The 22,399-nt window shown below is 71.5% G+C and carries 23 protein-coding genes; 6 read left to right on the top strand and 17 right to left on the bottom strand.

Annotation, left to right across the window (positions count from 1 at the left end):
* Positions 1-19 precede the first annotated feature (19 nt).
* Complete coding sequence (locus OV090_RS50395; RefSeq protein ID WP_267701599.1) at positions 20-1,633, bottom strand: rhomboid family intramembrane serine protease; 1,614 nt, start codon at positions 1,631-1,633, stop codon at positions 20-22.
* A gap of 217 nt (positions 1,634-1,850) precedes the next feature.
* Here OV090_RS50395 and OV090_RS01240 point away from each other — a divergent pair, with 217 nt between their 5' ends.
* Positions 1,851-2,735, top strand: a complete 885-nt coding sequence (locus tag OV090_RS01240) for a M90 family metallopeptidase (protein WP_267701598.1) — start codon at positions 1,851-1,853, stop codon at positions 2,733-2,735.
* Between the two features lie 85 nt (positions 2,736-2,820).
* On the opposite strand, the gene OV090_RS01235 is transcribed toward OV090_RS01240, so the two are convergent.
* The 3 genes from OV090_RS01235 to OV090_RS01225 are packed head-to-tail and all read right to left on the bottom strand — an operon-like array spanning position 2,821 to position 4,771.
* Positions 2,821-3,171, bottom strand: a complete 351-nt coding sequence (locus OV090_RS01235; protein ID WP_267701597.1) for a hypothetical protein — start codon at positions 3,169-3,171, stop codon at positions 2,821-2,823.
* Positions 3,168-3,569 (bottom strand): CbiX/SirB N-terminal domain-containing protein, encoded by a 402-nt coding sequence (locus OV090_RS01230; protein WP_267701596.1) that lies wholly within the window; start codon positions 3,567-3,569, stop codon positions 3,168-3,170. The genes OV090_RS01235 and OV090_RS01230 overlap by 4 nt, the downstream gene beginning before the upstream one ends.
* Complete coding sequence (locus tag OV090_RS01225) at positions 3,566-4,771, bottom strand: NAD(P)-dependent oxidoreductase (RefSeq protein WP_267701595.1); 1,206 nt, start codon at positions 4,769-4,771, stop codon at positions 3,566-3,568. The genes OV090_RS01230 and OV090_RS01225 overlap by 4 nt, the downstream gene beginning before the upstream one ends.
* 251 nt (positions 4,772-5,022) lie before the next feature.
* On the opposite strand from OV090_RS01225, the gene OV090_RS01220 reads away from it, so the two are divergent.
* Positions 5,023-7,002, top strand: coding sequence for a hypothetical protein (locus OV090_RS01220; RefSeq protein WP_267701594.1), 1,980 nt, complete (start codon positions 5,023-5,025; stop codon positions 7,000-7,002).
* 110 nt (positions 7,003-7,112) lie between these two features.
* On the opposite strand, the gene OV090_RS01215 is transcribed toward OV090_RS01220, so the two are convergent.
* A complete protein-coding gene (locus OV090_RS01215) occupies positions 7,113-7,556 on the bottom strand; it encodes a universal stress protein (RefSeq protein WP_267701593.1) in 444 nt (147 codons plus the stop codon).
* A 76-nt stretch (positions 7,557-7,632) separates the two neighbouring features.
* Between OV090_RS01215 and OV090_RS01210 the strand changes: the two genes are divergently transcribed.
* From OV090_RS01210 to OV090_RS01200, 3 genes are read left to right on the top strand one after another with little or no spacing between them, the layout of a single operon-like run.
* Complete coding sequence (locus OV090_RS01210) at positions 7,633-8,058, top strand: CBS domain-containing protein (protein WP_267701592.1); 426 nt, start codon at positions 7,633-7,635, stop codon at positions 8,056-8,058.
* Positions 8,059-8,086: 28 nt separating this feature from the next.
* Positions 8,087-8,800: a response regulator transcription factor gene (locus OV090_RS01205; RefSeq protein ID WP_267701591.1), complete on the top strand. Its 714-nt coding sequence runs from the start codon at positions 8,087-8,089 to the stop codon at positions 8,798-8,800.
* On the top strand, positions 8,797-10,533 hold the full coding sequence (locus tag OV090_RS01200; protein WP_267701590.1) for an ATP-binding protein: 1,737 nt from the start codon (positions 8,797-8,799) through the stop codon (positions 10,531-10,533). The genes OV090_RS01205 and OV090_RS01200 overlap by 4 nt, the downstream gene beginning before the upstream one ends.
* Before the next feature lie 4 nt (positions 10,534-10,537).
* Here OV090_RS01200 and OV090_RS01195 read toward each other — a convergent pair whose 3' ends face one another.
* From OV090_RS01195 to OV090_RS01140, 12 genes are all read right to left on the bottom strand, one after another.
* Positions 10,538-11,443 carry a hypothetical protein gene (locus OV090_RS01195; protein ID WP_267701589.1) on the bottom strand — a complete coding sequence of 302 codons (906 nt, stop codon included), beginning with the start codon at positions 11,441-11,443 and terminating at the stop codon, positions 10,538-10,540.
* A gap of 15 nt (positions 11,444-11,458) precedes the next feature.
* Entirely contained in the window at positions 11,459-12,808 is a 1,350-nt protein-coding gene (locus OV090_RS01190) for a glycoside hydrolase family 18 protein (protein ID WP_267701588.1), read from the bottom strand.
* A 188-nt stretch (positions 12,809-12,996) separates the two neighbouring features.
* Positions 12,997-14,238 carry a vWA domain-containing protein gene (locus OV090_RS01185; protein WP_267701587.1) on the bottom strand — a complete coding sequence of 414 codons (1,242 nt, stop codon included), beginning with the start codon at positions 14,236-14,238 and terminating at the stop codon, positions 12,997-12,999.
* Between the two features lie 132 nt (positions 14,239-14,370).
* Positions 14,371-15,567 (bottom strand): vWA domain-containing protein, encoded by a 1,197-nt coding sequence (locus tag OV090_RS01180; protein ID WP_267701586.1) that lies wholly within the window; start codon positions 15,565-15,567, stop codon positions 14,371-14,373.
* Positions 15,568-15,640: 73 nt separating this feature from the next.
* Complete coding sequence (locus OV090_RS01175; RefSeq protein ID WP_267701585.1) at positions 15,641-16,795, bottom strand: hypothetical protein; 1,155 nt, start codon at positions 16,793-16,795, stop codon at positions 15,641-15,643.
* Complete coding sequence (locus tag OV090_RS01170) at positions 16,795-17,433, bottom strand: DUF882 domain-containing protein (RefSeq protein WP_267701584.1); 639 nt, start codon at positions 17,431-17,433, stop codon at positions 16,795-16,797. The genes OV090_RS01175 and OV090_RS01170 overlap by 1 nt, the downstream gene beginning before the upstream one ends.
* Before the next feature lie 122 nt (positions 17,434-17,555).
* Positions 17,556-18,035: a Mov34/MPN/PAD-1 family protein gene (locus OV090_RS01165; protein ID WP_267701583.1), complete on the bottom strand. Its 480-nt coding sequence runs from the start codon at positions 18,033-18,035 to the stop codon at positions 17,556-17,558.
* A 5-nt stretch (positions 18,036-18,040) separates the two neighbouring features.
* Positions 18,041-19,021 (bottom strand): cysteine synthase family protein, encoded by a 981-nt coding sequence (locus OV090_RS01160; RefSeq protein ID WP_267701582.1) that lies wholly within the window; start codon positions 19,019-19,021, stop codon positions 18,041-18,043.
* 13 nt (positions 19,022-19,034) lie between these two features.
* Entirely contained in the window at positions 19,035-19,307 is a 273-nt protein-coding gene (locus OV090_RS01155) for a ubiquitin-like small modifier protein 1 (RefSeq protein ID WP_267701581.1), read from the bottom strand.
* A gap of 31 nt (positions 19,308-19,338) precedes the next feature.
* Positions 19,339-20,082: a ThiF family adenylyltransferase gene (locus tag OV090_RS01150; protein WP_267701580.1), complete on the bottom strand. Its 744-nt coding sequence runs from the start codon at positions 20,080-20,082 to the stop codon at positions 19,339-19,341.
* Positions 20,083-20,088: 6 nt separating this feature from the next.
* Entirely contained in the window at positions 20,089-21,036 is a 948-nt protein-coding gene (cysK, locus tag OV090_RS01145) for a cysteine synthase A (protein ID WP_267701579.1), read from the bottom strand.
* Positions 21,037-21,052: 16 nt separating this feature from the next.
* Positions 21,053-21,469, bottom strand: coding sequence for an Rrf2 family transcriptional regulator (locus OV090_RS01140; RefSeq protein ID WP_267701578.1), 417 nt, complete (start codon positions 21,467-21,469; stop codon positions 21,053-21,055).
* A gap of 366 nt (positions 21,470-21,835) precedes the next feature.
* Here OV090_RS01140 and efp point away from each other — a divergent pair, with 366 nt between their 5' ends.
* Positions 21,836-22,396, top strand: coding sequence for an elongation factor P (efp, locus tag OV090_RS01135; protein WP_267701577.1), 561 nt, complete (start codon positions 21,836-21,838; stop codon positions 22,394-22,396).
* Positions 22,397-22,399: the final 3 nt, after the last annotated feature.

Here is a 22,399-nt window from a genome sequence, read left to right as displayed (position 1 = left end):
AGCGAAGGACATGTTTGAATCACCCTGTCTGTTCGAGCATGTCCGAAAATTCACGCGAGCGCCGCGGCAGGAACAGGGCCCCGAGGACCGCGCCGGCGACGATCCCGGCGAGGTGGGCGGTGCCGCTGACCTGGGGGGTGACGCTGTCGAACACGACCTGGAGGCCGAACAGGATGACGAGGGCGACCAGCTCGGCGCGGCCGATCGGGGTGCTCCGGAGGTCGCGGCGCAGCAGCAGGGCGGCGATCACGGCCCCGCCCAGCGCCATGATCGCCCCGGAGGCGCCGATCAGGAGCAAGGGGCTGGCCGGGTCGCGCAGGAAGGCGACTGCGAGGCCGCTGAGCGCGGCGCTGAGGACGTAGATGGCGGCCAGGCGGGCCCGACCGTAGAGCACCTCGACGAAGGTGCCGAAGCGCCACAGCATCAGGACGTTGAGGATGAGGTGCAGGCTGCCGACGTGCAGGAGGGTGAGCGTGCCCAGCCGCCACGCCTCGGACGGGCCGAAGTCGGCGGTGAACAGGGCGCCCCAGGCGTAGGCGTGCTCGGGGTCGTAAGGGTCGCCGGCGGTGGCGAAGATGGCGTAAAAGCCGACGAGGACGGCCATCCAGGCCCAGGTGAGGCGCGGCCGCACTGCGTGGCGACCGAGGAAGGTGGAGACGGCGCGCAGGGCCGGGGCGCCGCGGCGCAGGGCAGCCAGGCGATGGTCGAGGGCGCGGGTGTGACTGGTGGAGGGCCGCGGCGGTCGCCGGGCGATCATGGCGTCGAGCGAGAGGAGCGTGGAGCGGGCGATCCGGTGGTCGCCGTGCTGCTCGAGCGCGCGCGCGAGGGTGCGACGCGCGGCGTCGGGGCGACCGGCGCACCACTCGGCGAGGGCGATGCACAGCTCGCGATCGCCGCGCGCGAGGTACATGCCGAGGCCGTCGGCGAGGGCGCTGGTGCGCGCGACGTCGCCGGCGAGGGCGTGGGCCTGGATGATGAGACGCGCGACCCGCTCGGGCTGTTGGAAGGTGGGATCGCCGGCGAGGGCCCGCGCGAGGGCCTCGGCCAGAGCGTCGCCGTCAGGGTCGGTGCAGGCGACTGCCTGGACGTAGATCGAGCCGAGACCCTGGGCGAACAGGCCGGCCCGCTCCTCGGGATCGGCGAAGGCAGCCCGCACCGCGTCGACGTCGCGGCGGTTGTGGAGGAGGACGATGTCGAAGGCGCGCCGCACCTGCGGCAGGCCGTGCGAGACGCGATCGAGCTCGGCGGGCGGGACATCGTCGCCGGCCCGCAAGGCGAGGATGATCGGCAAGGCGCCGAGCTCGTCGCGCACGGCCCGGGTGGGGTGAATCCGCGCGAGCAGCCAGGCGAGCCGCCGCGCCCGTTCTTCGTCGCCGGCGCCGATGGCCCGGTGCAGCCGGGTCTGCAGCGAGACGGGGGCGATGACGAGGAGGAGGTAGAGGCCGAAGGCGACGAAGCCGGGGCTGCTCGGCGCGAGCCACCAGGCGAGCGCGGCGGCGAGGACGATGAAGGCGACGATGGCCCAGCCGGTGCGCGCGTCAGGCAGGCCCAGCCGCCGTAAGTAGAGGGCGTAGCCGAACAGGCCGATCGCGGTGACGACCAGCAGCGGGAGGGCGAGGGCGTCGATCGGCACGCGCAACGGCAGGGTAGCCGAGGCGGCGCTGCGCGGGTAGGCGCGGGCCTCGATCGCGGGGGCGAGCGGGCGAGTTCGCCGGGCCGGCGGGCGTGCCGGTCGCGGCGGCGCTCGCGGTCACCGGGGCGAGCGAGTCCGGCGCAGACGCGGACGGCAGGTCGCCGGCCAGATCGCGGCGGGGTAGGCGAGCGCGGCGGGTCGCGGTAGATCGGTCGTCGTGCTCGCGCGGGCGGCAATGCGGTTGCAGTCGGCGATCGCGGTGGCGATCGCGGTGGTGACGTCGGTGGTGGTGCTGGCGGTGGCGCCGTGGTGGATGGTGGTGATAGGGCCGCTGCTCGGGCTCGGCTATCGCACCGCGGCGCTGCGACCGATCGCCCGCCGCGAGCGGCTGGCGCTGGCGCCGGTGCCGGACAGCTGGCGCGAGCTGCTGGCCAAGCGGGTGCCGTTCTACGGGCGGCTGACGCCGCCGGCGCAGAAGCGGTTCGAGGGCGACGTGGCGGTGTTCCTGGGCGAGCACCGGATCTACGGGCCGCAGGGCGCGGCGGTGGCGGAGGAGGTCAAGGTGATGATCGGCGCCGGGGCGGCGATGCTGTGCCACGGACGGCCCGACTGGGAGTGGCCGCACGTGCGCGACATCGTGGTCCACCCGACGCAGTGGAACGAGGACGGCGAGCCCGGCGATCACCACGGGATCGCAGGGCAGGTCCACCTGCAGGGGCCGGTGCTGTTCTCGCGCAAGCAGATCCGGTTCGGCTTCCGCAAGCCCGACGGCGAGAACGTGGTGCTGCACGAGCTGGCCCACGTGCTCGACATGGCCGACGGCGCGGCCGACGGGTCGCCGGACCGCTTCGCGTGGACTGCCGTGCCGGGCTGGGAGGACCTGGTCCGCACGCGGCTGAAGGCGGTGCGCCGGCAGAAGGGCGGGCCGCTGCGCGCCTACGCGGGCACCAACTCGGCGGAGCTGTTCGCGGTGGCGGTCGAGGTGTTCTTCGAGCAGCCGCTGCGCCTGCGCAAGCAGGACCCGCAGCTGTACGAGGCGCTGGCGAACCTGTTCAACCTCGACCCCGACACGGGGGCGCTGCGCCGGCCGCTGCCGGCCTGAGGCTGTCTCTTCGGTCAGCTGTTGTTGTGTTTCATGTTGTCCTTTCGGACATGGTCTTCATGACATGCCCGAAAGGACGTGGCTGTCAGAGCGGGGTGGCCGACAGCACGCGCACGGTGCAGACGGCGCCGGGGGTGGCGACCTCGAGGTGGAGGGGGCGGGGCTTGCCGTCCTCCATCGCGGCGAGGCGGACGGCGACGGTGCTGCGGAGGACGGTCGCAGGGGCGGCGAAGCCGATCACGTGCTGCTGGGCCTTCTCGCTGCTGTCGATGCCGTGGAGGATCGCGCGGGCGTCGGGCTGCTGGGGATCGCGGGTCAGCTCGACGGACAGGACGACCACGAAGCTCCGCGGCGAGGCATTGACGAACACGGGGCCCTCGACCGGGTGGTTGGGGTCCAGCGAGGGGTTGGAGAACACGACGTCGTACGCGCTCATGTCGGGGAGGATAGCGCCACTCGCCGCAGAGCTGCCGCCGCGAGGGCGTCGAGCACGTCGGGGTCGGTGGCGAGCGCGTCGCCGGCGAGCGCGATCTCGAGGCTCGCGTGCTCGCGCTGGACCCGGGCGACCAGCTCCGGGACGTCGCGCTTCAAGTGGCGCCCGCCGCCCGAGAGGAACACCGGCACGACGACGACGCGGCGCACGCCGCTCTCGCCGAGCCGCGCGATCACGTCGGCGAGCGCGGTGCCGTGCTCGAGGGTGGCGATGGCGATCGAGAGCGCCGGGGCGAGGACGCGCAGGCGCTCGGCGATCTGCTCGACCGGCCTGAGCCAGTCGGGATCGGGGCTGCCGTGGGCGAGGAGCGCCAGCGCCTGCGCGGGAGCCGGCGCGCTCACGACCGGGCGGCCCGCAGCTCGACGGCGAGGATGGCCTCGTGATCGCGGAGCCGCTGCAGGCACTCGTCGCTCGGCGCCTGCTCGAAGGTGATGGTGGCGCAGGCCGCCTCGCCGCCGGCGAAGATGGTGTTGCTCATGCCCTGGACGTTGACCCGCTCCTCGCGCAGCGCCTGGAGGATGCCGGCGAGCACGCCGACGCGGTCGAGGTGGCGGACGACGAGGCTGTAGCGAGCGACGCGCTCGTTGAGGTTGACGGCGTGGTGGACGATGCCGCGGGCGACGAAGCTCTCGATGATCCGCACCACCTCGTCGCTGATCGCCGACTCGGCCTGTTCGGTGGAGGCGCCGATGTGCGGGGTGGCGTAGACGTCGCCGAGGTCGCCGGCGATGTTCTTGAAGTCGGCCTGGCCGCCGGCCGGCTCGCCCTCGAAGACGTCGAGGCCGGCGCGCAGGCGGCCCGACCGCACGGCCTCGGCGAGGGCCTTGTCGTCGACGACGCCGCCGCGCGAGGTGTGGATCAGGGTGGAGCCCGGCCGCATGCGCGCGATCTGCTCGGCGCCGATGAGGTGATGGCAGGCCTTGGAGTACGGGACGTGGACGCTGACGATGTCGCTGGCGTCGAGGAGCGCGCCGAGGTCGGTGACCTGGACGGTGCCGTGCGCCTCGAGCACGTCGGGCGCGATCGGGCTGCGGGCGAAGGCGAGGATCTTGAGGCCGAAGGCGCGGGCGCGGATGGCGACCTCGCGGGCGATCATGCCGAAGCCGACGAGGCCGAGGGTCTGACCCTTGAGGCCGCGCGCCTTGCCGTACTTGCTCTTGTTCCAGGTGCCGTGGCGCAGCTCGAGGGTGGCGTCGACGATCCGCCGGTCGAGCGCGAGGATCAAACCCATGGCCAGCTCGGCCACTGCGATGGCGTTCTTGCCGGGACAGTTGGCGACGAAGATGCCGCGCCGGCTAGCGGCGGCGGTGTCGATGGTGTTGGTGCCGGCTCCGGCACGCACGACCAGCGAGAGCGGCGGCGAGGCGGCAAGGGCGGTCTCGCTGACGACCGTCGACCGGACGACCAAAATGTCGGCTCGGGTCTCGGCCAGGGCGGCCGGCAGCTGCTCGGCGCTCAGCTCCGGCCGGTACACGACCTCGCCCAGGCGACCTAAGACCTCACGACCACTCGAAGGAAACTTGTCGGCGATCAGCACCAGCATGGCGGCGATCCATACCACGCCCGGCGCGCGCTCCGTCGCGATCTCGCGCGCTCCTGCGGGCTGCGAGGCATGTTCCGAGATGAATGGTTTTTTGGATTAGTCCTCTGGTCTTGGTCGCCATCACTTGAAGTGATGGGCGACGTGGTGCCGGGGCGGTCGGCGGGGTGGTCGGTGAGGGGTCGCGCGGTGCGGCGCGACCGCGGTGGCGCGAGAGACTGGCGGTGTTTGCGAGATCTCGCTATGGGTCGCCGATGTCTCGCATGCGCCTCGAGTGGATCGCGATCGCCTCGCTGACGGCGTGTGGAGCGACGCCGACGGCCGACACCTCGGCGGGTCGGCCGGCGACGGCGAGTCCGGCCGCGCCGGTTGCCGCGAGCGAGCCGGCGATTGCCGAACCGACGGCTCCGCCGGTCGCGGCAGCCGTCCCGGCCGCGCCGCCGCCGCTGCCGACCGCGGCCGAGGCAGGGGAGTGCCCGGCAACCGACGATCGGGCCTACGGGATCCTGGTGTCGCCGCAGCGGCCGGCGGTCGGGCAACCGATGCGCGTCCTGGCGGCGACTCTGGCGGGCGAGGAGGCGCTGGCGCTGCGGGTCGACGGCGGGGCTGTACCTTCGGACATGCGCTTTTGGACAGGCGCTCCGGCGGCGGCGCTGGCGACGGTGACGCCGGACAAGCCGGGCGAGCTGGTGATCGTCGCGGGCCGCGGCGGGGTCGGCAAGGCCTGTCTCAAAGTGAAGGTGCGCGAGCGGGCCGGGCGCGACGCGCCGCCGCCGGCGAGCACGGCGGTGTGGCCGAGCCAGCGCGCGTGGGACAGCGGCGAGGAGGCGCTGTACTCGGCGTGGGTGCGGGCGCTGTTCCACGCCGAGCCGGGGGTCGACCTGGCGTACACGGCGCTCGATCAGGTGACGCGCGACCCGGCGCGCAACATCCTCCACGACGCGTACGCGTGGGGCGAGGACGCGGCCCCGCAGCAGGGCGGGCTGCACATGCGCCCCGACTGCGCCGACACGCCGTACTTCCTGCGCGCGTACTACAGCTGGAAGCGGGCGCTGCCGTTCGGATTCCGCGGCTGCTCGCGCGGCGGGCCGGGCAAGCCGCCGCGCTGCGGCGAGGCGACGTCGAACCTGGCGGTGCCGGGCGGCTCGGGGCCGCAGCCGGGGCAGCTCGGGGCGGTGCAACACTTCATGCGCCGCACTCTGGCGTGGGGGGTGCACACCGGCAACGGGCGGGTGGCGCTGGGCGACGAGCGCAGCGATCTGTATCCGGTGCGCCTCGATCGCCGCTCGCTGCGGCCGGGTACGGTCTACGCCGATCCGTACGGGCACATCCTGGTGCTGGTCGAGCTGTTCGCGGGCGAGGGAGGGCGCCCGGGGGTGCTGTACGCGGTCGACGGTCAGCCCGACGGCAGCATCACCCGCAAGCGGTTCTGGGAGGGCAACTTCCTGTGGAACCCGGACCCGCTGCTCGGCGGCTCGGGGTTCAAGAACTTCCGCCCGATAGCGATCCGCGACGGTGCGGCCACGCCGCTGAGCGACGCCGAGATCGCGGCCCACGCCGACTACGGCGACCTGTCCCAAGAGCAAGGTTCGCTGACTGCGCCGGCGTTCTACGATCGCATGGAGGCGATCGTCTCGCCGGGCACGCGCGACCCGGTCCTCGCGCTCGAGGAGGCGGTGGCGGCGCTGTTCGAGCAGGCCCGCGTGCGCGTGACGTCGGTCGGCAACGGCGACGCGTTCTTCAAGCAGAGCCCGGGGGCGACGATCGCGATGCCGGAGGGCTTCGCGGTGTTCGAGACGACGGGCTCGTGGGAGTCGTACTCGACGCCGGCGCGCGACCTGCGGCTGCTGATCGCGGTCGACGTGGTCCGCGGCTTCGCCGACAAGGTGCGGCGCCAGCCGGCGGTGTTCGCGGCGGAGCAGGACCTCGAGGGCGTCGTCCGCCGGCTCGAGGAGGCGCGCGACAAGCTGCTCGCAGATCCGAAGTTTCGCTTCGAGTACGTGCGCAGCGACGGCTCGAAGTGGCCGCTCGGGCTCGGCGAGCTGGTGACGCGCGCGCGTGCGCTCGAGGTCGCCTACAACCCCAACGACTGCCCGGAGTACCGCTGGGGCGCGCCCGCCGGCAGCGAGGAGGCCAAGACGTGTTCGCGGCGGGCGCCGAACGAGCAGCAGGCGAAGATGGAGCGCTATCGGGAGTGGTTCTCGGCGCGCAAGCGGCCGGCGCGCGGGACGTGAGCGGCGCGGAGGTCGGGCTCGACGATCGCGCCGCGGCGATCCGCGATCGCCGTCGTCGATGAAGATGATGGGACGCAGGTGATGCGCGGCGTCCGGACAGCTGGCCGGAGCTAGGCGGCGGCGTCGCGCGGCGGACGAACGACCAGGACGCTGCAGTGAGCGTGGTTGACGACGCGCGCGGCGGTGGTGCCGAGCAGGCGATCGAGGGTGTCGAAGCCGTGGCTGCCGATGACGATGAGGTCGGCGCCGACGGCGTCGGCGACCTCGCAGATCACTTGCGCGGGTCGGCCGAGGCGGACGTGGATCTCGCCGGGCAAGGCGACCGTGAGGGAGCCTCGCAGGTTGCGCAAATCCTGGTGCGCGAGCTCCACCAGGCGCGAGCCGAGCTCTTCGCCGCTGAGCGACCAGGCCTCGACGGGCATGCCGAGCGGGACGTTGACGGCCCGGCAGAGATCGAGGGCGGCGCCGTGGCTGGCGGCGAGCTCCGCGGCCTGGCGGAGGACGAGGTCGGTCCGCGAGGACCCGTCGAGGGCGGCGAGGATGCGGGTGTACATGCGCGGCGAATTTTAGATCGTCGGCGCGGGGATGTTCACCTTTTCCGTGCGGGCGGGAGAGCGTAGCCTCCCGCCCATGGTCGACCATTCCACCCCGGTTCGCGACGTGATGACGCCGGCCCCGATCACCATCGGCCGCGCCCAGACGCTGTCCGACGCGGCCCGGCGGATGCACGAGCACCACATCCGTCACCTGCCCGTGCTCGAGGGCGGGTACCTGTTCGGGGTCCTCAGCGAGCGGGACATCGACCTCGTCGAGAGCCTGCCGGACGTCGACCCCGACGCGGTCAAGGTCGAGGAGGCGATGACGCAGGACCCGTATCGCGTCGGCCCCGACGTGACGGTGGGAGAGGTGGTGCGGGAGATGGCCGCCCACAAGTATGGCTCGGCGGTGGTGATGCACGAGGGCCGCGTGGCCGGGATCTTCACCACGGTCGACGCCCTGAACCTGCTGGCCGCGGTCCTGGCGCCCGCCGCCGGGCCGCAAGCCAAGGGTGTATGATGCGCCCGGGCCGAGGTTCGGGGCGAACATGAGCGGGCTGATTCTCATCGTCGAAGACGAACGCGACCTGGTGGCGACCCTCGAGTACGCGCTCGATCGCGAGGGCTTTCGTACCCGGTCGGCCTACACGGGTCGGCAAGCGCTCGAGATCGCGGTCACCGAGCCGGCGCCCGACCTCGTGCTGCTCGACCTGATGCTGCCCGACATGTCCGGCACGCAGGTGTGCCAGCAGCTCCGCGCCGGCGAGCGCACGCGGGCGATGCCGGTGATCATGATGACGGCCAAGGCCGAAGAGGTCGATCGCGTGGTCGGCTTCGAGGTCGGCGCCGACGACTATGTGGTCAAGCCGTTCAGCCTGCGCGAGCTGATGCTGCGGATCCGCGCGGTGCTGCGGCGCAAGGCCCCGGCCGAGACGTCGCTGGCGCCGACGCCCTACGGCCGGCTGCGCGTCGACATGGACGGCCACCGCGTGTGGGTCGACGACGGCGAGGTCACGCTGACGGCGCTCGAGTTCCGCCTGCTGACGACGCTGATCGCCCGCCGCGGCCGGGTCCAGACCCGCGACGCGCTGCTCGCCGACGTGTGGGGCGTGCAGCCGGGACTGACGACGCGCACGGTCGACACCCACGTCCGTCGCCTGCGCAAGAAGCTCGGCGAGATCGCCGACTACGTGCAGACGCTGCGCGGCGTCGGCTATCGCTTCACGACCGACCTGCGCGCGGTCGAGGACGACGAACCGTGAGGCTCGACGTCCGCGGCAAGCTGTTCCTCGTCTCCGTCCTGCTGGTGCTGTCCGTCGTGCTCGTGGCCGGCGGCTATCTCGAGGGCCAGATCCGCGAGTGGGCCCACGGCCGCGCGGAGGCCGAGCTGCTGGCCCAGGCGCGGGTCGCCCGGGTCGCGCTGGCCTACGACAACGCCCCCGCCGACGCGGTCGCCGATCAGCTCGGCGCGGCCAGCGGGGCGCGGGTGACGATCATCGACCGCTCGGGCAAGGTGCTCGGCGACTCCGAGATCGCAGCGGACGAGCTGGCGACCGTCGACTCGCACAGCGACCGCCCCGAGGTCATGGCGGCGGTGGCCGAGGGCGAGGGCCGGGCGGTCCGCTACAGCGCGACGCTCGGCACCGACATGATGTACATCGCGGTGCCGTTCACGGCCGGCGCGGTGACCGGCACGGTCCGCATCGCCCGCCCGCTCGAGGAGATGGACGCGGCAGTGCGCCGCCTGCGGATCGCGCTCGGGATCGCCGGCCTGCTGAGCCTCGCCGGCGCGGTGGTGCTGAGCGGCCTGGCGTCGCACTTCCTGGCCCGCACGCTGCGCACGCTGGTCGAGGACGCCCGCCGGGCGGTCGACGGCGAGGAGCCGCGCGCGCCCACCGAGCCGAGCGACGAGCCGGGGATGATCGGCTCGCTCAACCGCATGGCGGCCGAGCTCGAGACGACGGTGGGGATGCTGGCCGCCGAGCGCAGCCGCTTCGAGGCGGTGCTCGAGAGCATGGACGAGGGCGTGGTCGCGGTCGATCAGGTGCAGAGCCTGACGCTGATCAACCGCGCGGCGCTGGGGCTGCTCAGCCTGTCGATCGAGCACGGCGGCTCGACGCTGGCCGAGCGGATCCCGATCCCCGCGCTGCACGAATTGGTGCAGCGGGCGCTGGCCGGCCAGCCGGAGCGCCGCGAGTTCGAGACCCGCACGACGCCGCCGCGGCAGGTGCTCGCGTACGCCTGCCCGCTGCGCAACCAGCAGGGCGCGGTGGTGGTGATGCACGACGTGACCGAGATCCGCCGGCTCGAGCGGGTCCGCCGCGACTTCGTCGCCAACGTGTCGCACGAGCTGCGCACGCCGGTGAGCATCATCCGCGCCAACGCCGAGACGCTGCTCGACGGGGCGATCGAGAAGCCCGAGGTGGCGCGCCGGTTCCTCGACGCCCAGCTCCGCAGCGCCGACCGCCTGGCCGCGTTGGTCGCCGACCTGCTCGAGATCTCGCGCATCGAGGCCGGGACCTACGAGATGAGCCCCGACGAGATCGAGCTCGAGCCGATCGTCGCCCACACCATCGACGAGGTCGAGCGCCTGGCCCAGGAGAAGCACATCGAGGTCACTTCGGATGTCCCCGAGGACATGACCGTGTGGGCAGACGAGCAGGCGCTCGAGCAGGTGCTGCTCAACCTGATCGACAACGCGGTCAAGTACACGCCGGCCGGCGGCAAGATCGTGGTGCGGGCCAAGAAGCGCGGCGACATGGTCCGCATCGAGGTCGAAGACAACGGCCCGGGCATCGAGGCCCGCCACCGCGCGCGGGTGTTCGAGCGCTTCTACCGGGTCGACAAGGGCCGCTCGCGCGAGGTCGGCGGCACCGGCCTGGGCCTGGCGATCGTGAAGCACCTGGCCGAGGCGATGGAGGGCCAGGTCGGCGTGGAGCCGGCCGAGCCGCAAGGGTCGCTGTTCTGGCTGACGCTGCCGGCGGCCTCGGACTGATCGGCTACGGCAGGCGGCAGACGCCGACGTCGGTGATGTCGAACCAGGGAGCGCACTCCTGGCCGACGCCGGGGCAGGTGTCGACGCCGAGCTCGCAGAACGGCTCGCAGCAGCCGGTGTCACCGACGCACTCGACGCCGGCGAACTCGGTCCACACGCACGCGAGGCCCTTGTCGCAGTCCGTCTCCGACGCGCACGGCTCGTGGAGCTGGCCGTCGAGCTCGGAGTCGTCGGGGAGGCACCAGTCCTCCCACGCGTAGATGTTCGGGACGCACAGCTCCTCGGGGTCAGGGCAGTCCTGCTTCAGTGGATCGCAGGTCGGCTGCTCGCACACGGTCAACTGCTCCCAGTATGTAGCGCAGTAGTAGCCGGGCGGACAGGTCAGCGCGTCGCCCGTGCCGGTGCACAGCGGGGCGCAGTGGTACTGCTCGTCGCCGTCGCCGTCCCAGCACATCGCGCCGACGTCGCAATTGTCGAGGCCGCTGACCGGACTCACTTCGAAGGTGCACGGCTCGCCGAGCGCGACCGGATCGGCGACGACGGGGAAACACCCTTCGGCGGTCCAGGTCGGAGTGCCGTCCGGGCTGTAGGGCACGCACTTCTGGCCGGCGGGGCAGTCTTGCGTCCAGATGTCACACTCCTGGGCCGGCAGGTCGACCGGCTCGATGAAGCCGCCAGTGCACACGACCTCGCACGGGAGGTCGGGCAGCGGCGGCAGCGACGACGTGTCCGGCGTGCCGGTGCCGGGGGTGGTGCCCGTGCTGGTAGTGGGTTCACCGCTCGTGGTGCTCGTGCTCGCGGCGCCGCTCGTGCTCGTGGCGTCGCCGGCGGTGGCGGACGTACCGCCCGCGGGCTGCGGCCCGCACGCGGCGAGCCAGGCGAGCGGGAGCCATCGCAGCGAAGGTCGCATGGCCTGTCTCAAAGGTCAGGGAATCAGCGCGTCGGCGAGGACGTCGAGCAGGGCGCTGTCCTGGGTGTCGCCGGCGAGCTCCCAGAACATCGCGCCGCCGAGGCCCTTGGCGGCGATGTAGTCGGTCTTGCGCTGCATCGACTCGGGGTCGTCGTAGGTGATGAAGAGGTCGTCGGCGGCGTCGTACAGCCACGGGACCTGAGCGTCGCCGTGCCAGAAGCGCTCGAGCTCGGGCTCGTAGTTGGCGACGATGTCGTGGTAGTCGACGATGCCGGGCTCCCAGGTGCCGGGGCCTGCGCCGCTGAAGGTCGAGTAGAGGCCGTCCTGGCCGCCGCTGGCGCCGGCGAAGCTGCGGCCGTAGAACGGCACGCCGAGCACGAGCTGATCGGGCGGGACGCCGGCGTCGAGGATCGCGGTGACGGCGGAGTCGTCGCTGAGGAGGGCGTTGTTCGGGTCGGGATCGTCGGCCGGGCTGTAGAGCGCGGCGTTGTGGGTGGTGGTGCCCATCCACGGGCCGGCGAAGTCGTAGGCCATGAGGTTGATCCAGTCGACGCTGGCGGCGATGCCCGGGAGGTCGAGGTTGGCGAGGTTGCCCGGGCCCGCCGGCGCGGCGATCGTCAGCAAGTACTCGGCCCCGTCCTCGGCCTCGGCGGCGTCGAGCTCGGCCCGCAGAGCGGCCAGCAGGGCGCTGTAGTGCTGGCCCTCCTGCGGCGAGGCGGGGAACTCCCAGTCGATGTCGACGCCGTCGAACCCGTAGTCGCGCATGAACTTCACGCACGAGGCGGCCAGCTTGGCCCGGCCTTGCTCGGTCGCCGCGGCAGGGGCGAAGTTGGTCGACCAGGTGTAGCCGCCGACCGAGATCAGGGTGCGCAGGTGGCCGTGCTGCTGCTTGAGCTTCTGCAGCTGGTTGAAGCTCCCCTTGAGCGGGGCGTTCGGATCGTCGCCGTCGTAGACCTTCTCGATGTCGGCGTAGCTGTCGCCGAGCACGCACTCGCCCTGGGCGCTGAGGTTGGCGAAGGCGTAGTTGACGTGGGTGAGCTTGTCGGCCGGGATCTCGCTGACGTGGTAGTCGCGGTCGTAGACGGCCCAGGCGGTGAAGTAACCGACGATCCGGCCGCTGCCGCGCACCGGGTCGCCGGTGGTCGTGGTCGTCGTGTCGTCGGTGGTGGTGCCGGGGCCGGTCGAGGTCGACACTGTGGTGCTGGTGGGCGGATCGCCGGTGGTCGAGGTGACTGTCCCGGTCGGCTCGCCGCTGTCGCTGTCGGTCGCGGTGCCGGTCGGGCCGGCGGTCGTGTCGGTGGTGCCAGGATCGGTCGCGGCGGTCGAGGCGTCGCTGGTCGGGCCCGCGCCTGTCGAATCGGACATGGTCGAATCGCCCTGTCCTCCAGGACATGCGACGACGAGCGCGGCGGTCAACAGGAGCGCGGGAGCGGGGCGGGGTGCGAGCGACGACGTCATGGCGGGTGCTGCCATCTTGGCGGCACCCGCGGCCGGAGATCGAGGACAAAGCGAGCGCGGGGGCGCGCGAGGGCGCTCGCCCCCGAACGCCGGGCTCAGCCGATGAAGCAGCCGTACTCGATCTGCACCACGCCGGTCTCCTTGTAGTACTCGCACGCGTCGCCGCAGAGGATGATCGCGTCGCGGTCGGGCGTGGTGTACTTCCAGCCGGCCTCGTCGTCGCAGTTGGCGACCTGCGTGTCCTGACCCTCGTAGACCTGCTGGTCCGCGTCGCCGTCGCTGCCGACCTCGACGCGCTGGATGTAGAACATCTTCGGGACCGGCTCGCCGAGCTTGATCTCGCACGAGACGACCTGCTGCGTGATCGAGTTGAGCGCGGCCTGCAGCTCGGTCTGGTTGAGCGCGTTGTAGAACTTCTCCTCGCCGGGCCGGGCGGTGCCGCCGAGCTCGGCCAGCTCGTTGAGCTTCTCGTAGGTGTTGGTGTTGTCGGGGTTGCCGTCGACCACCGTCGGCGAGAACACGTCCTCGATGTCGATGCCGATGACGTAGGTCGGGAAGCCCATCGCCGCCGCCTCGGCGACGACCATTGGCAGGTTGTCGTCGTAGGCGTTGAACAGCTCGGGCGTCATCGTGCCCTTCTTGCAGTTGGCGGCGCCGTCGGTGACGAGGATGATGAACTTCGGCTCGTCGTCCTGCAGGCTGGCGAGCTCGTCGAGCGCGACCTGGATGCCGGCGGCGGCCGGGGTGCCGCCGGCGATCGTCATGGTGTCGGCCGGCGGCAAGGCGCCGAGGATCGCGGCGCCGCTCTGCGGGCCGATCGGAACCAGCGGATCGGCGTCGACCGGGCAGGCGGCCGGGCCGTAGGAGCCGGTGGCGGTGAGCGACGGGAACAGCACCGCGCCGAAGTTGATCACGTTGTCGAGGCCGGCGAAGATCGACTCGACCACCGAGTGGAGGCTCATCCAGCGGGTGATGTCGGGCGTGTTGGGATCGGCGTCGTGATCCCAGAAGCCGGACTCCTCGGAGATCATCGAGCCCGACTTGTCGAGCACGAGCACGACCCGCGGGATGACGGGCTCGATCTCCATCGGCACGAACTCGTCACACACGAGCGGACCGTCCTCGGTGGTGGTCCCGGTGTCGGGCCCGGTGCTGGTCGGCGCTACGGTGGTCGGCGCGTCCGGCTCGGTGGTGCCGGTGGTGGTGCCGGTCGGCGGAGGCAGCTCGATGCCGGTCGTGCCGGGGGTCGAGTTGGCTCCCGCGGTGTCGTTGTCTTCGCCAGGGCACGCGCTCAGGAGCGCGACGGAAGCTACGGTTACGAACAGAGGGCGCTGCATGCCGGGGCAGTACCCGCGGTCGGGCTTTCAATTGGGGCGGCGAAAAAAGACGCTAAGCCAAGCCAAGAGGCGACCGCGACGGGTCCGGAGCGCGCGCGCCCTCGCTCGCCCGGACCCGCGCGGCGCCGAACTCTAGGGGATGAAGCAGCCGTACTCGATCTCGATGAGCCCGGTGGCCTTGTAGTGCTCGCAAGCGGCGCCGCACAGGAGGATCGCGTCGCGCGCCGGCGACGTGTACTGCCAGCCGCTCTCGCTGCCGCAATCGCCGACCTGGGTGTCCTGGCCGTCGTACTCCTGCGGGTCGGGCTCGTCGCCGATCTCGACGCGCTGGATGTAGAAGTGGTCGGGGACGGGCTTGCCGAGGCCGATCTCGCACGAGACGACGACGCCGGTGATCGCCATCAAGGCGGCCTGCAGCTCCTGCTCGTTGGTGGCGTTGTAGAACTTCTCGTCGCCCGGCCGCGCAGTGCCGGCGATCTCGGCCAGCTCGTTGAGCTTCTCGTAGGGGTTGATGCCGTCAGGGTTGCCGTCCTGCAGCACCGGGGTGAGCGCGTTCGAGATGTCGATGCCGACGACGTGGGTCTGATAGCCGGCGGCGCGCGCGTCGGCGACGGTGGTGGAGAGGCGGTCGTCGTAGTCGTCGAACAGGCGCTCGTTGCCGGGGTCGCAGTTGGCGGCGCCGTCGGTGATGAAGATGATGAATTTCGGCTCGTCGCCCTCGAGGCTGTCGAGCGCGTTGACGGCCGCCAGGATGCCGTCGGTCGAGGGCGTACCGCCGGCGATCGTGGTGGTGTCGCCCGGCGGGATGGCGTCCAGGATCGCGGCGCCCGCCTGCGGCCCGACCGGCACCAGCAGATCGGAGCCGACGACGCAGGCGTCGATGGTGGGCTTCGCCTTCGCCGCGAGCGAGGGGAACAGGACTGCGCCAAATTCGACGACGCTGTCGAGGCCGCCGACCATCGACTCGACGACGGCGCGCAGGCTCGACCAGCGCGTGACCGCGGCGGTGGCAGGATCGCCGTCGTGGTCCCACTCGAACAGCATCGAGCCCGACTTGTCGAGCACCAGGACGACCCGCGGGACCAGCGGCTCGGGCTTCACCGGGATGAAGTCGTCGCATTTGAGCGGCCCGTCGTCGCCGGTGGTGCTGCTGCTGGTGCTCGTCGGATCGGGCTCGTCCTGGGTGGTGGTCCCCGGTTCGCCCGTGCTGGTACTGTCGTCCAGCGTGGTCGGTGGCAGGATGCTGGTCATCACCTCCGACGCGGCGTCGCTGTCGCTGTCGGCCTTGCCGTCAGGACAGGCGGATAGGAGGAGCGCAAACCAAGCCATGGATAGGAGTGAGCGCGGCATGATCGGGCAGTACCCGCCGCCTCACGATCAATTGCGGGTCGCGTGTCGATCGCTACGGGCAGCCGAAGCGCAGCCGGGCGATCGCGCCCGCGTGTAGGCGAGCGCAGGCGTCGGGACACAGCTCGAGCGCGAGGTGGTTGTCGTCGCGCCAGCGCCACGCCTGCTCGTCGGTGCAGTCCGGATCGGCGCGGTGCATGCGACCGTCGACGTCGAGGGCGACGAGGTCAGGGTAGTCGGGGGCAGCGTCGATGCGGATCCGGCAAGCATCGACCTCGTCGGCGAGGGGCGCCAGGCGCTCACGCAGGCCGGCGATGACCTCGGGCACTGCGGCGCTGTCGCGCAGATGGAGGTAGTGCTCGGGACCCGCCTGCGCGGCGCCGCCGGCCAGCGCGAGCGCGTTGAAGTACTCGTGCGGGTTGACGTCGTCGATCATGCTGTCGCCGGCGGCGGGCGGGGCCATCACGTCCATGACGCTGATGCCGACGACGATGGTGGGGATGCCGGCGGCGAAGCTCTGCTCGACCAGCGGGTGGACCTCGACGTCGAGCTTCTCGGCGAAGTCCGAGCTGATCTGCGGCTTGGCGGTGCAGTTGGGCGGGTTGTCGCTGACGAGGACGATCGCGCGGGCGCGCACCGGGCCGCCCTCGCTCGCCTCGAACAGGTTCGACCAGGCCTCGCGCAGCGGGTTCTCGCCGATCGGCGGCGACGAGATGTCCTCGGGGACAGCCGCCAGGATCGCGGCGGCGGCATCCGCGGCGTCGAACGGGACGCGCGAGTTGTCGTTGAGGTTGCAGATGCCCTGCTCGGAGATCAAGGTCGGGGTGGGGAACACGACGGCGGCGAAGTCGACGCGGTCGGCGAACTCGGGCACGACCGCGTGGACGAGCTGGTGGACGCCGTCCCAGCGCGACGGGCCGGGCGGGTCGTCGGCCTGGGCGCAGCGCTCGCGCTCCTCGGGGTCGTCGAGGCAGCGGCGCATCGACTTCGAGTGGTCGAGCAACCAGGCGACCTGCGGCCGCAGCGCGGGCAGGTCGATCGTCATGCCGCTGCAGCGGCGCTCGCGGGCGCACACGCCGTCGGCCTGGCACGGCAGGCCGGGGCCGCAGTCGGCGTCCGCCTCGCAGCGCTCGCCCCACAGCGCCTGTCCCTCGAAACATGACCCGAGGACCAGGGCGGCCGCGAAGCCGACGAGGGCCGCGCGCGCCATCAGTGGCCCTTCCAGGTGCGGCGCTTGCCGGTGTCGAGGTGGACGAACTGGCTGACGGGGTAGTAGCCGACGCCGCCCTTCCACCGCTTGAGCGCGTACTTGTACAGCTTGTCGGCCTTGACCCCGACCAGCGCGAAGTCGATCGCCTGGCTGCGCGCGTGCTGGCTGTCGCGCGCGGCCTCGCGGCCCTTCTTGGTCAGCATGAGGTTGAATTTGGGGTGGCGGAAGCCGCTGATGACGTGGATCTCGCGGGCGCCGAAGTGGTCGGCCGCCGCGACGACGCCGGCGATCAGCTCGGCCGGGTGGCTGGCCAGCTCGTCGGTGAAGCGGCAGCGGAAGAACCGCGCCAGCGCGCCCTCGGGGTGCGGGCCCCGCAGCGGCATGACCTCGAGGGTGTGCAGGTGGCGGGCGAACAGCACCCGCTCAGCCTCGGCGCCGGCGCGCGGCGAGTCGCGGCAAGCCGGGTCGATGAGACATGTGCCATCGGACATGTCCTTCGGGCAACACGCGCGCCGGGCCGGCGGCGGGGCCCGCTTGGCCGCGAGGTAGGCGGCCTTCTTGTCGTCCTCGTGCTCGCCCGTCGGAGCGGCGGCAGGGCCGGGAGCGACGAGCGCGGCGACGAGGAGGGCGACCAGCACCCGCACAGTCTAGTGCCGCGAGCGGGGCATTTCGAGTCGCGCCGGGACGAGACGCGGCCGGAGCGGCTCGAAAAGGCCCGGATGCGGGCCTTTCGACCGTCACCGGCGCTGCGAGAGCGGCTCTAGCGCGCGTCGCCGGGGAAGCGCGCGACCTCGACGTAGGCCCCGGGGCCGACGTCGCGCACGCGGCGGAACAGCACGGCGCCGCCGATCTCGTGCTCCTGCGCGTCGACGACCAGGTAGTCGACCGGATAGCCGGCGGCCAGCGCCGCGGCCTCGTCCTCGGCGGAGAAGTAGGCGCCGACCCGCGGGTGCGAGTGGTAGATGATCGTCGGCGGGTCGTCGCCGTCGAACGCGCGCGTGAAGTCCATCAGCTCGCGGCCGCCGAAGTTGTAGCCGTTGGCCGAGGTGCGCGGGTAGGTCTCGGGGTCCATCGCGTGCAGCTTGTCCATGAAGTTCTTGCACGGATAAAGCTGCATGTCGGCGCCGCGGCCCTTGAGGTAGCCGCAGCACTCGCCCGGAAACTCGGCCCGCGACTGGGCGTAGATCCGGGCCAGCAGCGCGGCGGGGATGGCGAATTCGGAGGCTGGCGTTTCGGACATGTCCTTCACCACAGGTAGCGCTTCTCCCAGCGCAGCGGGACGAAGTAGCGGTCGCCGCGGTCGCACAGGATGGTGACGACCACGCCGCGGCGGCCCTCGGCGGACAGCTGCTTGGCGACCCGCAGCGCGCCAGCGACGTTGCCGCCGGAGGAGTGACCGACGAACAGGCCCTCCTCCTTGGCGAGCCGCTCGGCCATGTCCCAGCCCTCTTCGGTCGGCATCCAGATGGTGTCGTCGAGCACGCTCGCGTCGTAGATCGCCGGCACGATGCTCGAGGGCAGGTGCTTCATGCCCTCGAGGCCGTGCATGGCGTCGTCGGGCTGGATGGCGATGCAGCGGATCGCCGGGTCGAGCTCGTGTAGCCGCCGCGAAGTACCGACGACGGTGCCGCTGGTGCCGATGCCGGTGACGAAGTGCGTGACGCGGCCACCGGTCTGCTGCCAGATCTCGGGCGCGGTCGTGTGGTAGTGCGCCAGCGGGTTGTTGGGGTTCTTGTACTGGTCGGCGTAGTGCCAGCGATCGGGCTCGCGCTCGACGAGCTCGTGCGCCAGGACGATCGCGCCGTCGCTGCCCTCCATCGGGCTGCTGTAGACGATCTCGACCCCGTAGGCGGTGGTGACCTGCTTGCGCGGGGCGCTGACGTTCTCGGGCATCACCAGGGTGACGGGCACGCCGAGCGCGGCGCCGACCATGGCGTAGGCGATGCCGGTGTTGCCGCTGGTGCTGTCGATCAGGCGCACGCCCGGGCGCAGCAGGCCGCGCTCCAGGGCGTCGCGGACGATCCGCAGGGCGGCGCGATCCTTGACCGAGCCGGCCGGGTTGCAGAACTCGCACTTGGCCCAGATCTCGACGCCGGGCGCGTCGCGCTCGATGTGGTGCAGCCGCACCAGCGGGGTGTTGCCGACGAGGTCGACGATGCTGTCCGTTCGGACAGCTCGCGCGGGACGCAGGTCGCCGAGGAGTTGTTCGCGGCCGGTGGGCAGCATGTGGCGTGGACGCTCAGCCGCCGGCGATCGCGGGGACGATGCTGATCTCGTCGCTGGCCTTGACCGCGGTGGCGAGGTTGTCGAGGAAGCGGATGTCGTCCTCTCCGACGAACACGTTGACGAACCGCCGCACCTTGCCGGCCTCGTCGCAGATCCGCTCCTTGATGCCCGGGTAGCTCTGCTCGAGGCCGTCGAGCACGCTGCCGACGGTCTCGCCGTCGATCGTGACCTCTTCGCGGCCTTGGGTGTACTTGCGCAGGGGAGTGGGGATCCGGACGTTGGGCATGACGGTGTGTTCAGTATAGTGAACAGAGCTGTCAGCGACTGCAAGCCGCTCCCGCCGCCGTGGCGCAGGCCGGCCCCAGCGGGCCGCGGACGGGCGCAGGCGCGTGAGGATCACAGCCGGGACAACCCGCGCGTCGGGCGGGGCGGATCTGCTGCGGGCGGAGCTCGCGGAGGTCGAGGGCGACGAGCGTGCCGGCGACGTCCTGAGCCGCGTCGAGGGCGACCGCGAGGTGAGCCATCATGAAGCCGAGCGCACCAGCGGCGGCGCCGAGCACGCCGACGGCGGCGCACGACGGCGCGAGCTCGGCCGGCGGCGCGGCCTCGAAGACGCAGCGGAAGCACGCGCCGGCGCCGTGACGCACTGCCATCGCCTGACCGCCCCAGCGCTGGACGCCGCCGATGACGAGGTCGAGGTGGTGCTCGCCGCACAGGTCGTGGACGAGGAACTTGAGGTCGGGCTGGTCGCTGCACTCGAGGACGACGGTGTCCGCCGGCTGGGCCGCGAGCAGCGATGAGAGCGTGCGCTCGTCGAGTCGGAGGGGGATCGGCTCGACCTGCAGCCGCGGATCCAGAGCGCGCAAGCGACGAGCCGCCGCCTCGACCTTGGGCGCACCGACGTCGCCGAGGTCGTAGAGGACCTGGCGGTGCAGGTTGGTGGCGTCGACGTCGTCGCAGTCGACGATGGCGATGTGGCGCGCCCCGGCGCCGACGAGGCCGAGCAAAGCAGGGCAGCCGAGGCCGCCGGCGCCGAGCACGAGGAAGCGACCGCCGGCCATCGGGCCTCAGGCGCCGGCTGCTGCGGCGAACTGCTCGTCGAGCGAGAAGTAGCGCTCGCCGGTGTCACACAGGATCGTGACGACGTCCTTGCCCGGCCCGAGCTCGGCCGCGAGCTCGAGCGCGGCGACCATCGCCGCGCCGGCCGAGATGCCGACGAGCAGGCCCTCCTCGCGGGCGAGCCGCTGCTTCATGCGGAACGCCTCGTCATCGCGGATCCGGGCCACGCGGTCGAACACGGACGTGTTGAGCACGGGCGGGACGAAGCCGGCGCCGATGCCCTGGATCTTGTGCGGGCCGGGAGCGTCGCCGCTGAGCACCGCGCTGCGATCGGGCTCGACCGCGACGATGACGACGTCGGGCCAGCGGGCGCGCAAGACCTCGCCGACGCCGGTGAGCGTGCCGCCCGTGCCGACCGCGGCGACGAAGCCGTCGACGCGGCGATCGCCGAGCTGGGCCATCAGCTCGAGCGCGGTGGTCCGGCGGTGCATCTCCGGGTTGGCCGGGTTCTCGAACTGGTGGAGCATGACGTGACCTGGCCTTTGGCACAGCTCACGCGCCCGCGCGACGGCACCCTCCATCCACTCGACCTCGGGGGTCAGCACGATCTCGGCGCCGTAGGCCTTGAGCAGGTTGCGGCGCTCGAGGCTCATGCTCTCGGGCATGGTCAGGATCAGCCGGTAGCCCTTGACCGCGGCGACGAGCGCGAGGCCGATGCCGGTGTTGCCGCTGGTCGGCTCGACGAGGACGCTCTCGCCGGGACGGATCTGGCCGCGAGCCTCGGCGGCCTCGATCATCGCCAGGGCGATGCGGTCCTTGACCGAGCCGCCCGGGTTCAACATCTCGCACTTGCCCCACACGGTGGCGTGGGCGTCGCCGGCGTGGAGCTTGCGGATCCGGACCAGCGGCGTGTTGCCGATCAGGCTCAGGATGTCGTCGACACAGACCGGCGGCATGCGGACAAGGGGCGGATCAAATGATGAAGTCCGCGGAGCGGCGACGGAAGCTGTCGCGCGCCTCGCCGAGCAGCTGCTCGAGGCTGAGCTGGCCGACCGCCGCTTCGAAGCGGGCGTCGACCGAGCGCTCGACGATCCGCGTGATCTCGTCCTGCGGATCGCCGGTCACGGGGCCGCTGCTGGTTGGGGTCGACAGCGCCTGAAGCACCTCGGCGATCGAAATGTCAGCGGCCGGACGGGCCAACTTGTAGCCGCCGCGCGGACCGCGCTTGCCCACCACGAAGCCGGCCTTGCGCAGCTCGCCGATGATTTCCTCCAAATACCGCGAGGGAATCGCCTGTTGCTCCGCGATGACGTGGGCCGAGGCGTATCCACGGTGAGCGACATGGCAAAGGGCGCGCAGGCCGTATCGGGCTTTGGTCGTAAGCTGCATTTTCCGGTGAGCCTCGATGAAAAATCTGGCCCCGGACTTTGCCACAACTTCGCCGCGTCCGTCACCGAATTCTCGCGGGAAAACAGTGGTGCAGGGACCCCGCCGGCACACCTTTTCACCGTTTAAAATTCGGGGAATTGGCGGGCGCCCGCGCGCAGAATGGGTCTGCGCTGGCCTCATGGGCAAATGAGCGAAATCGCTCGGCCGGTCGGGGAGATCCGCGGGGCTCAACCGGGATCCGCCCTGCGCGGCCCCCGCGTAAACGCGCAGTGGGCGCGACGGCTTCGAACGAGACTTCTCTCGAGCGGGCCCGGCGGCGATCGCCGTTGACAGCGAGGGCGCGGAGATACTACCCACCCGACGCCCATGGATGTCTCCGAACTCCGCAAGAACGCAAAGGTCCAGCTCGACGGCCACCCCTACGTCGTCGTCGAATTCTTGTTCGTCAAGCCGGGCAAGGGGCAGGGGCTCTACAAGTGTAAGCTCAAGAACATGATCACCGGCGCGGTCCTCGACCGGACCTGGCGCTCGGGCGAGAAGTTCGACCCGGCCAACGTCGAGTCGCGCAAGATGCAGTACCTGTTCAAGGACCAGAACGGGTACACCTTCATGGACAACGAGAGCTACGAGCAGGTCGCGCTCGCCGAGGAGATCGTCAGCGACGACTCGGCCTTCCTGCTCGACCAGATCTCGGTCGACGTCCTCTTCTACAACGACCGCCCGGTCGGCGTGACGCTGCCCAGCCACATCGTCATGACCATCACCGAGTGCGAGCCGGGCGTGAAGGGCGACACCGCGACCAACGCGACCAAGAGCGCGTCCGTCGAGACCGGCCACAAGATCCAGGTCCCGCTGTTCATCCGCGAGGGTGACAAGGTCAAGATCGACACCCGCACCGGCGCCTACGTCGAGCGCATCAACACCTAGTCG

The sequence above is a fragment of the Nannocystis sp. RBIL2 genome, assembly GCF_026626745.1.
In the GTDB taxonomy this organism is placed as follows: Bacteria; Myxococcota_A; Polyangia; order Nannocystales; family Nannocystaceae; genus Nannocystis.
The sequence above is the reverse complement of the archived record's forward strand: the minus strand, read 5'-3'. Positions and strand labels throughout refer to the sequence as shown.

What these genes read in the sequence shown, in the direction of transcription:
- OV090_RS01235 (WP_267701597.1), bottom strand. Translation starts at nt 3,171, where the DNA reads ATGAGCGCGTACGACGTCGTGTTCTCCAACCCCTCGCTGGACCCCAAC.
- OV090_RS01225 (WP_267701595.1), bottom strand. Translation starts at nt 4,771, where the DNA reads ATGCTGGTGCTGATCGCCGACAAGTTTCCTTCGAGTGGTCGTGAGGTC.
- OV090_RS01220 (WP_267701594.1), top strand. Translation starts at nt 5,023, where the DNA reads ATGTCTCGCATGCGCCTCGAGTGGATCGCGATCGCCTCGCTGACGGCG.
- OV090_RS01215 (WP_267701593.1), bottom strand. Translation starts at nt 7,556, where the DNA reads ATGTACACCCGCATCCTCGCCGCCCTCGACGGGTCCTCGCGGACCGAC.
- OV090_RS01210 (WP_267701592.1), top strand. Translation starts at nt 7,633, where the DNA reads ATGGTCGACCATTCCACCCCGGTTCGCGACGTGATGACGCCGGCCCCG.
- OV090_RS01205 (WP_267701591.1), top strand. Translation starts at nt 8,087, where the DNA reads ATGAGCGGGCTGATTCTCATCGTCGAAGACGAACGCGACCTGGTGGCG.
- OV090_RS01195 (WP_267701589.1), bottom strand. Translation starts at nt 11,443, where the DNA reads ATGCGACCTTCGCTGCGATGGCTCCCGCTCGCCTGGCTCGCCGCGTGC.
- OV090_RS01190 (WP_267701588.1), bottom strand. Translation starts at nt 12,808, where the DNA reads ATGTCCGATTCGACAGGCGCGGGCCCGACCAGCGACGCCTCGACCGCC.
- OV090_RS01185 (WP_267701587.1), bottom strand. Translation starts at nt 14,238, where the DNA reads ATGCAGCGCCCTCTGTTCGTAACCGTAGCTTCCGTCGCGCTCCTGAGC.
- OV090_RS01180 (WP_267701586.1), bottom strand. Translation starts at nt 15,567, where the DNA reads ATGGCTTGGTTTGCGCTCCTCCTATCCGCCTGTCCTGACGGCAAGGCC.
- OV090_RS01175 (WP_267701585.1), bottom strand. Translation starts at nt 16,795, where the DNA reads ATGGCGCGCGCGGCCCTCGTCGGCTTCGCGGCCGCCCTGGTCCTCGGG.
- OV090_RS01165 (WP_267701583.1), bottom strand. Translation starts at nt 18,035, where the DNA reads ATGTCCGAAACGCCAGCCTCCGAATTCGCCATCCCCGCCGCGCTGCTG.
- OV090_RS01160 (WP_267701582.1), bottom strand. Translation starts at nt 19,021, where the DNA reads ATGCTGCCCACCGGCCGCGAACAACTCCTCGGCGACCTGCGTCCCGCG.
- OV090_RS01155 (WP_267701581.1), bottom strand. Translation starts at nt 19,307, where the DNA reads ATGCCCAACGTCCGGATCCCCACTCCCCTGCGCAAGTACACCCAAGGC.
- OV090_RS01150 (WP_267701580.1), bottom strand. Translation starts at nt 20,082, where the DNA reads ATGGCCGGCGGTCGCTTCCTCGTGCTCGGCGCCGGCGGCCTCGGCTGC.
- cysK (WP_267701579.1), bottom strand. Translation starts at nt 21,036, where the DNA reads ATGCCGCCGGTCTGTGTCGACGACATCCTGAGCCTGATCGGCAACACG.
- OV090_RS01140 (WP_267701578.1), bottom strand. Translation starts at nt 21,469, where the DNA reads ATGCAGCTTACGACCAAAGCCCGATACGGCCTGCGCGCCCTTTGCCAT.
- efp (WP_267701577.1), top strand. Translation starts at nt 21,836, where the DNA reads ATGGATGTCTCCGAACTCCGCAAGAACGCAAAGGTCCAGCTCGACGGC.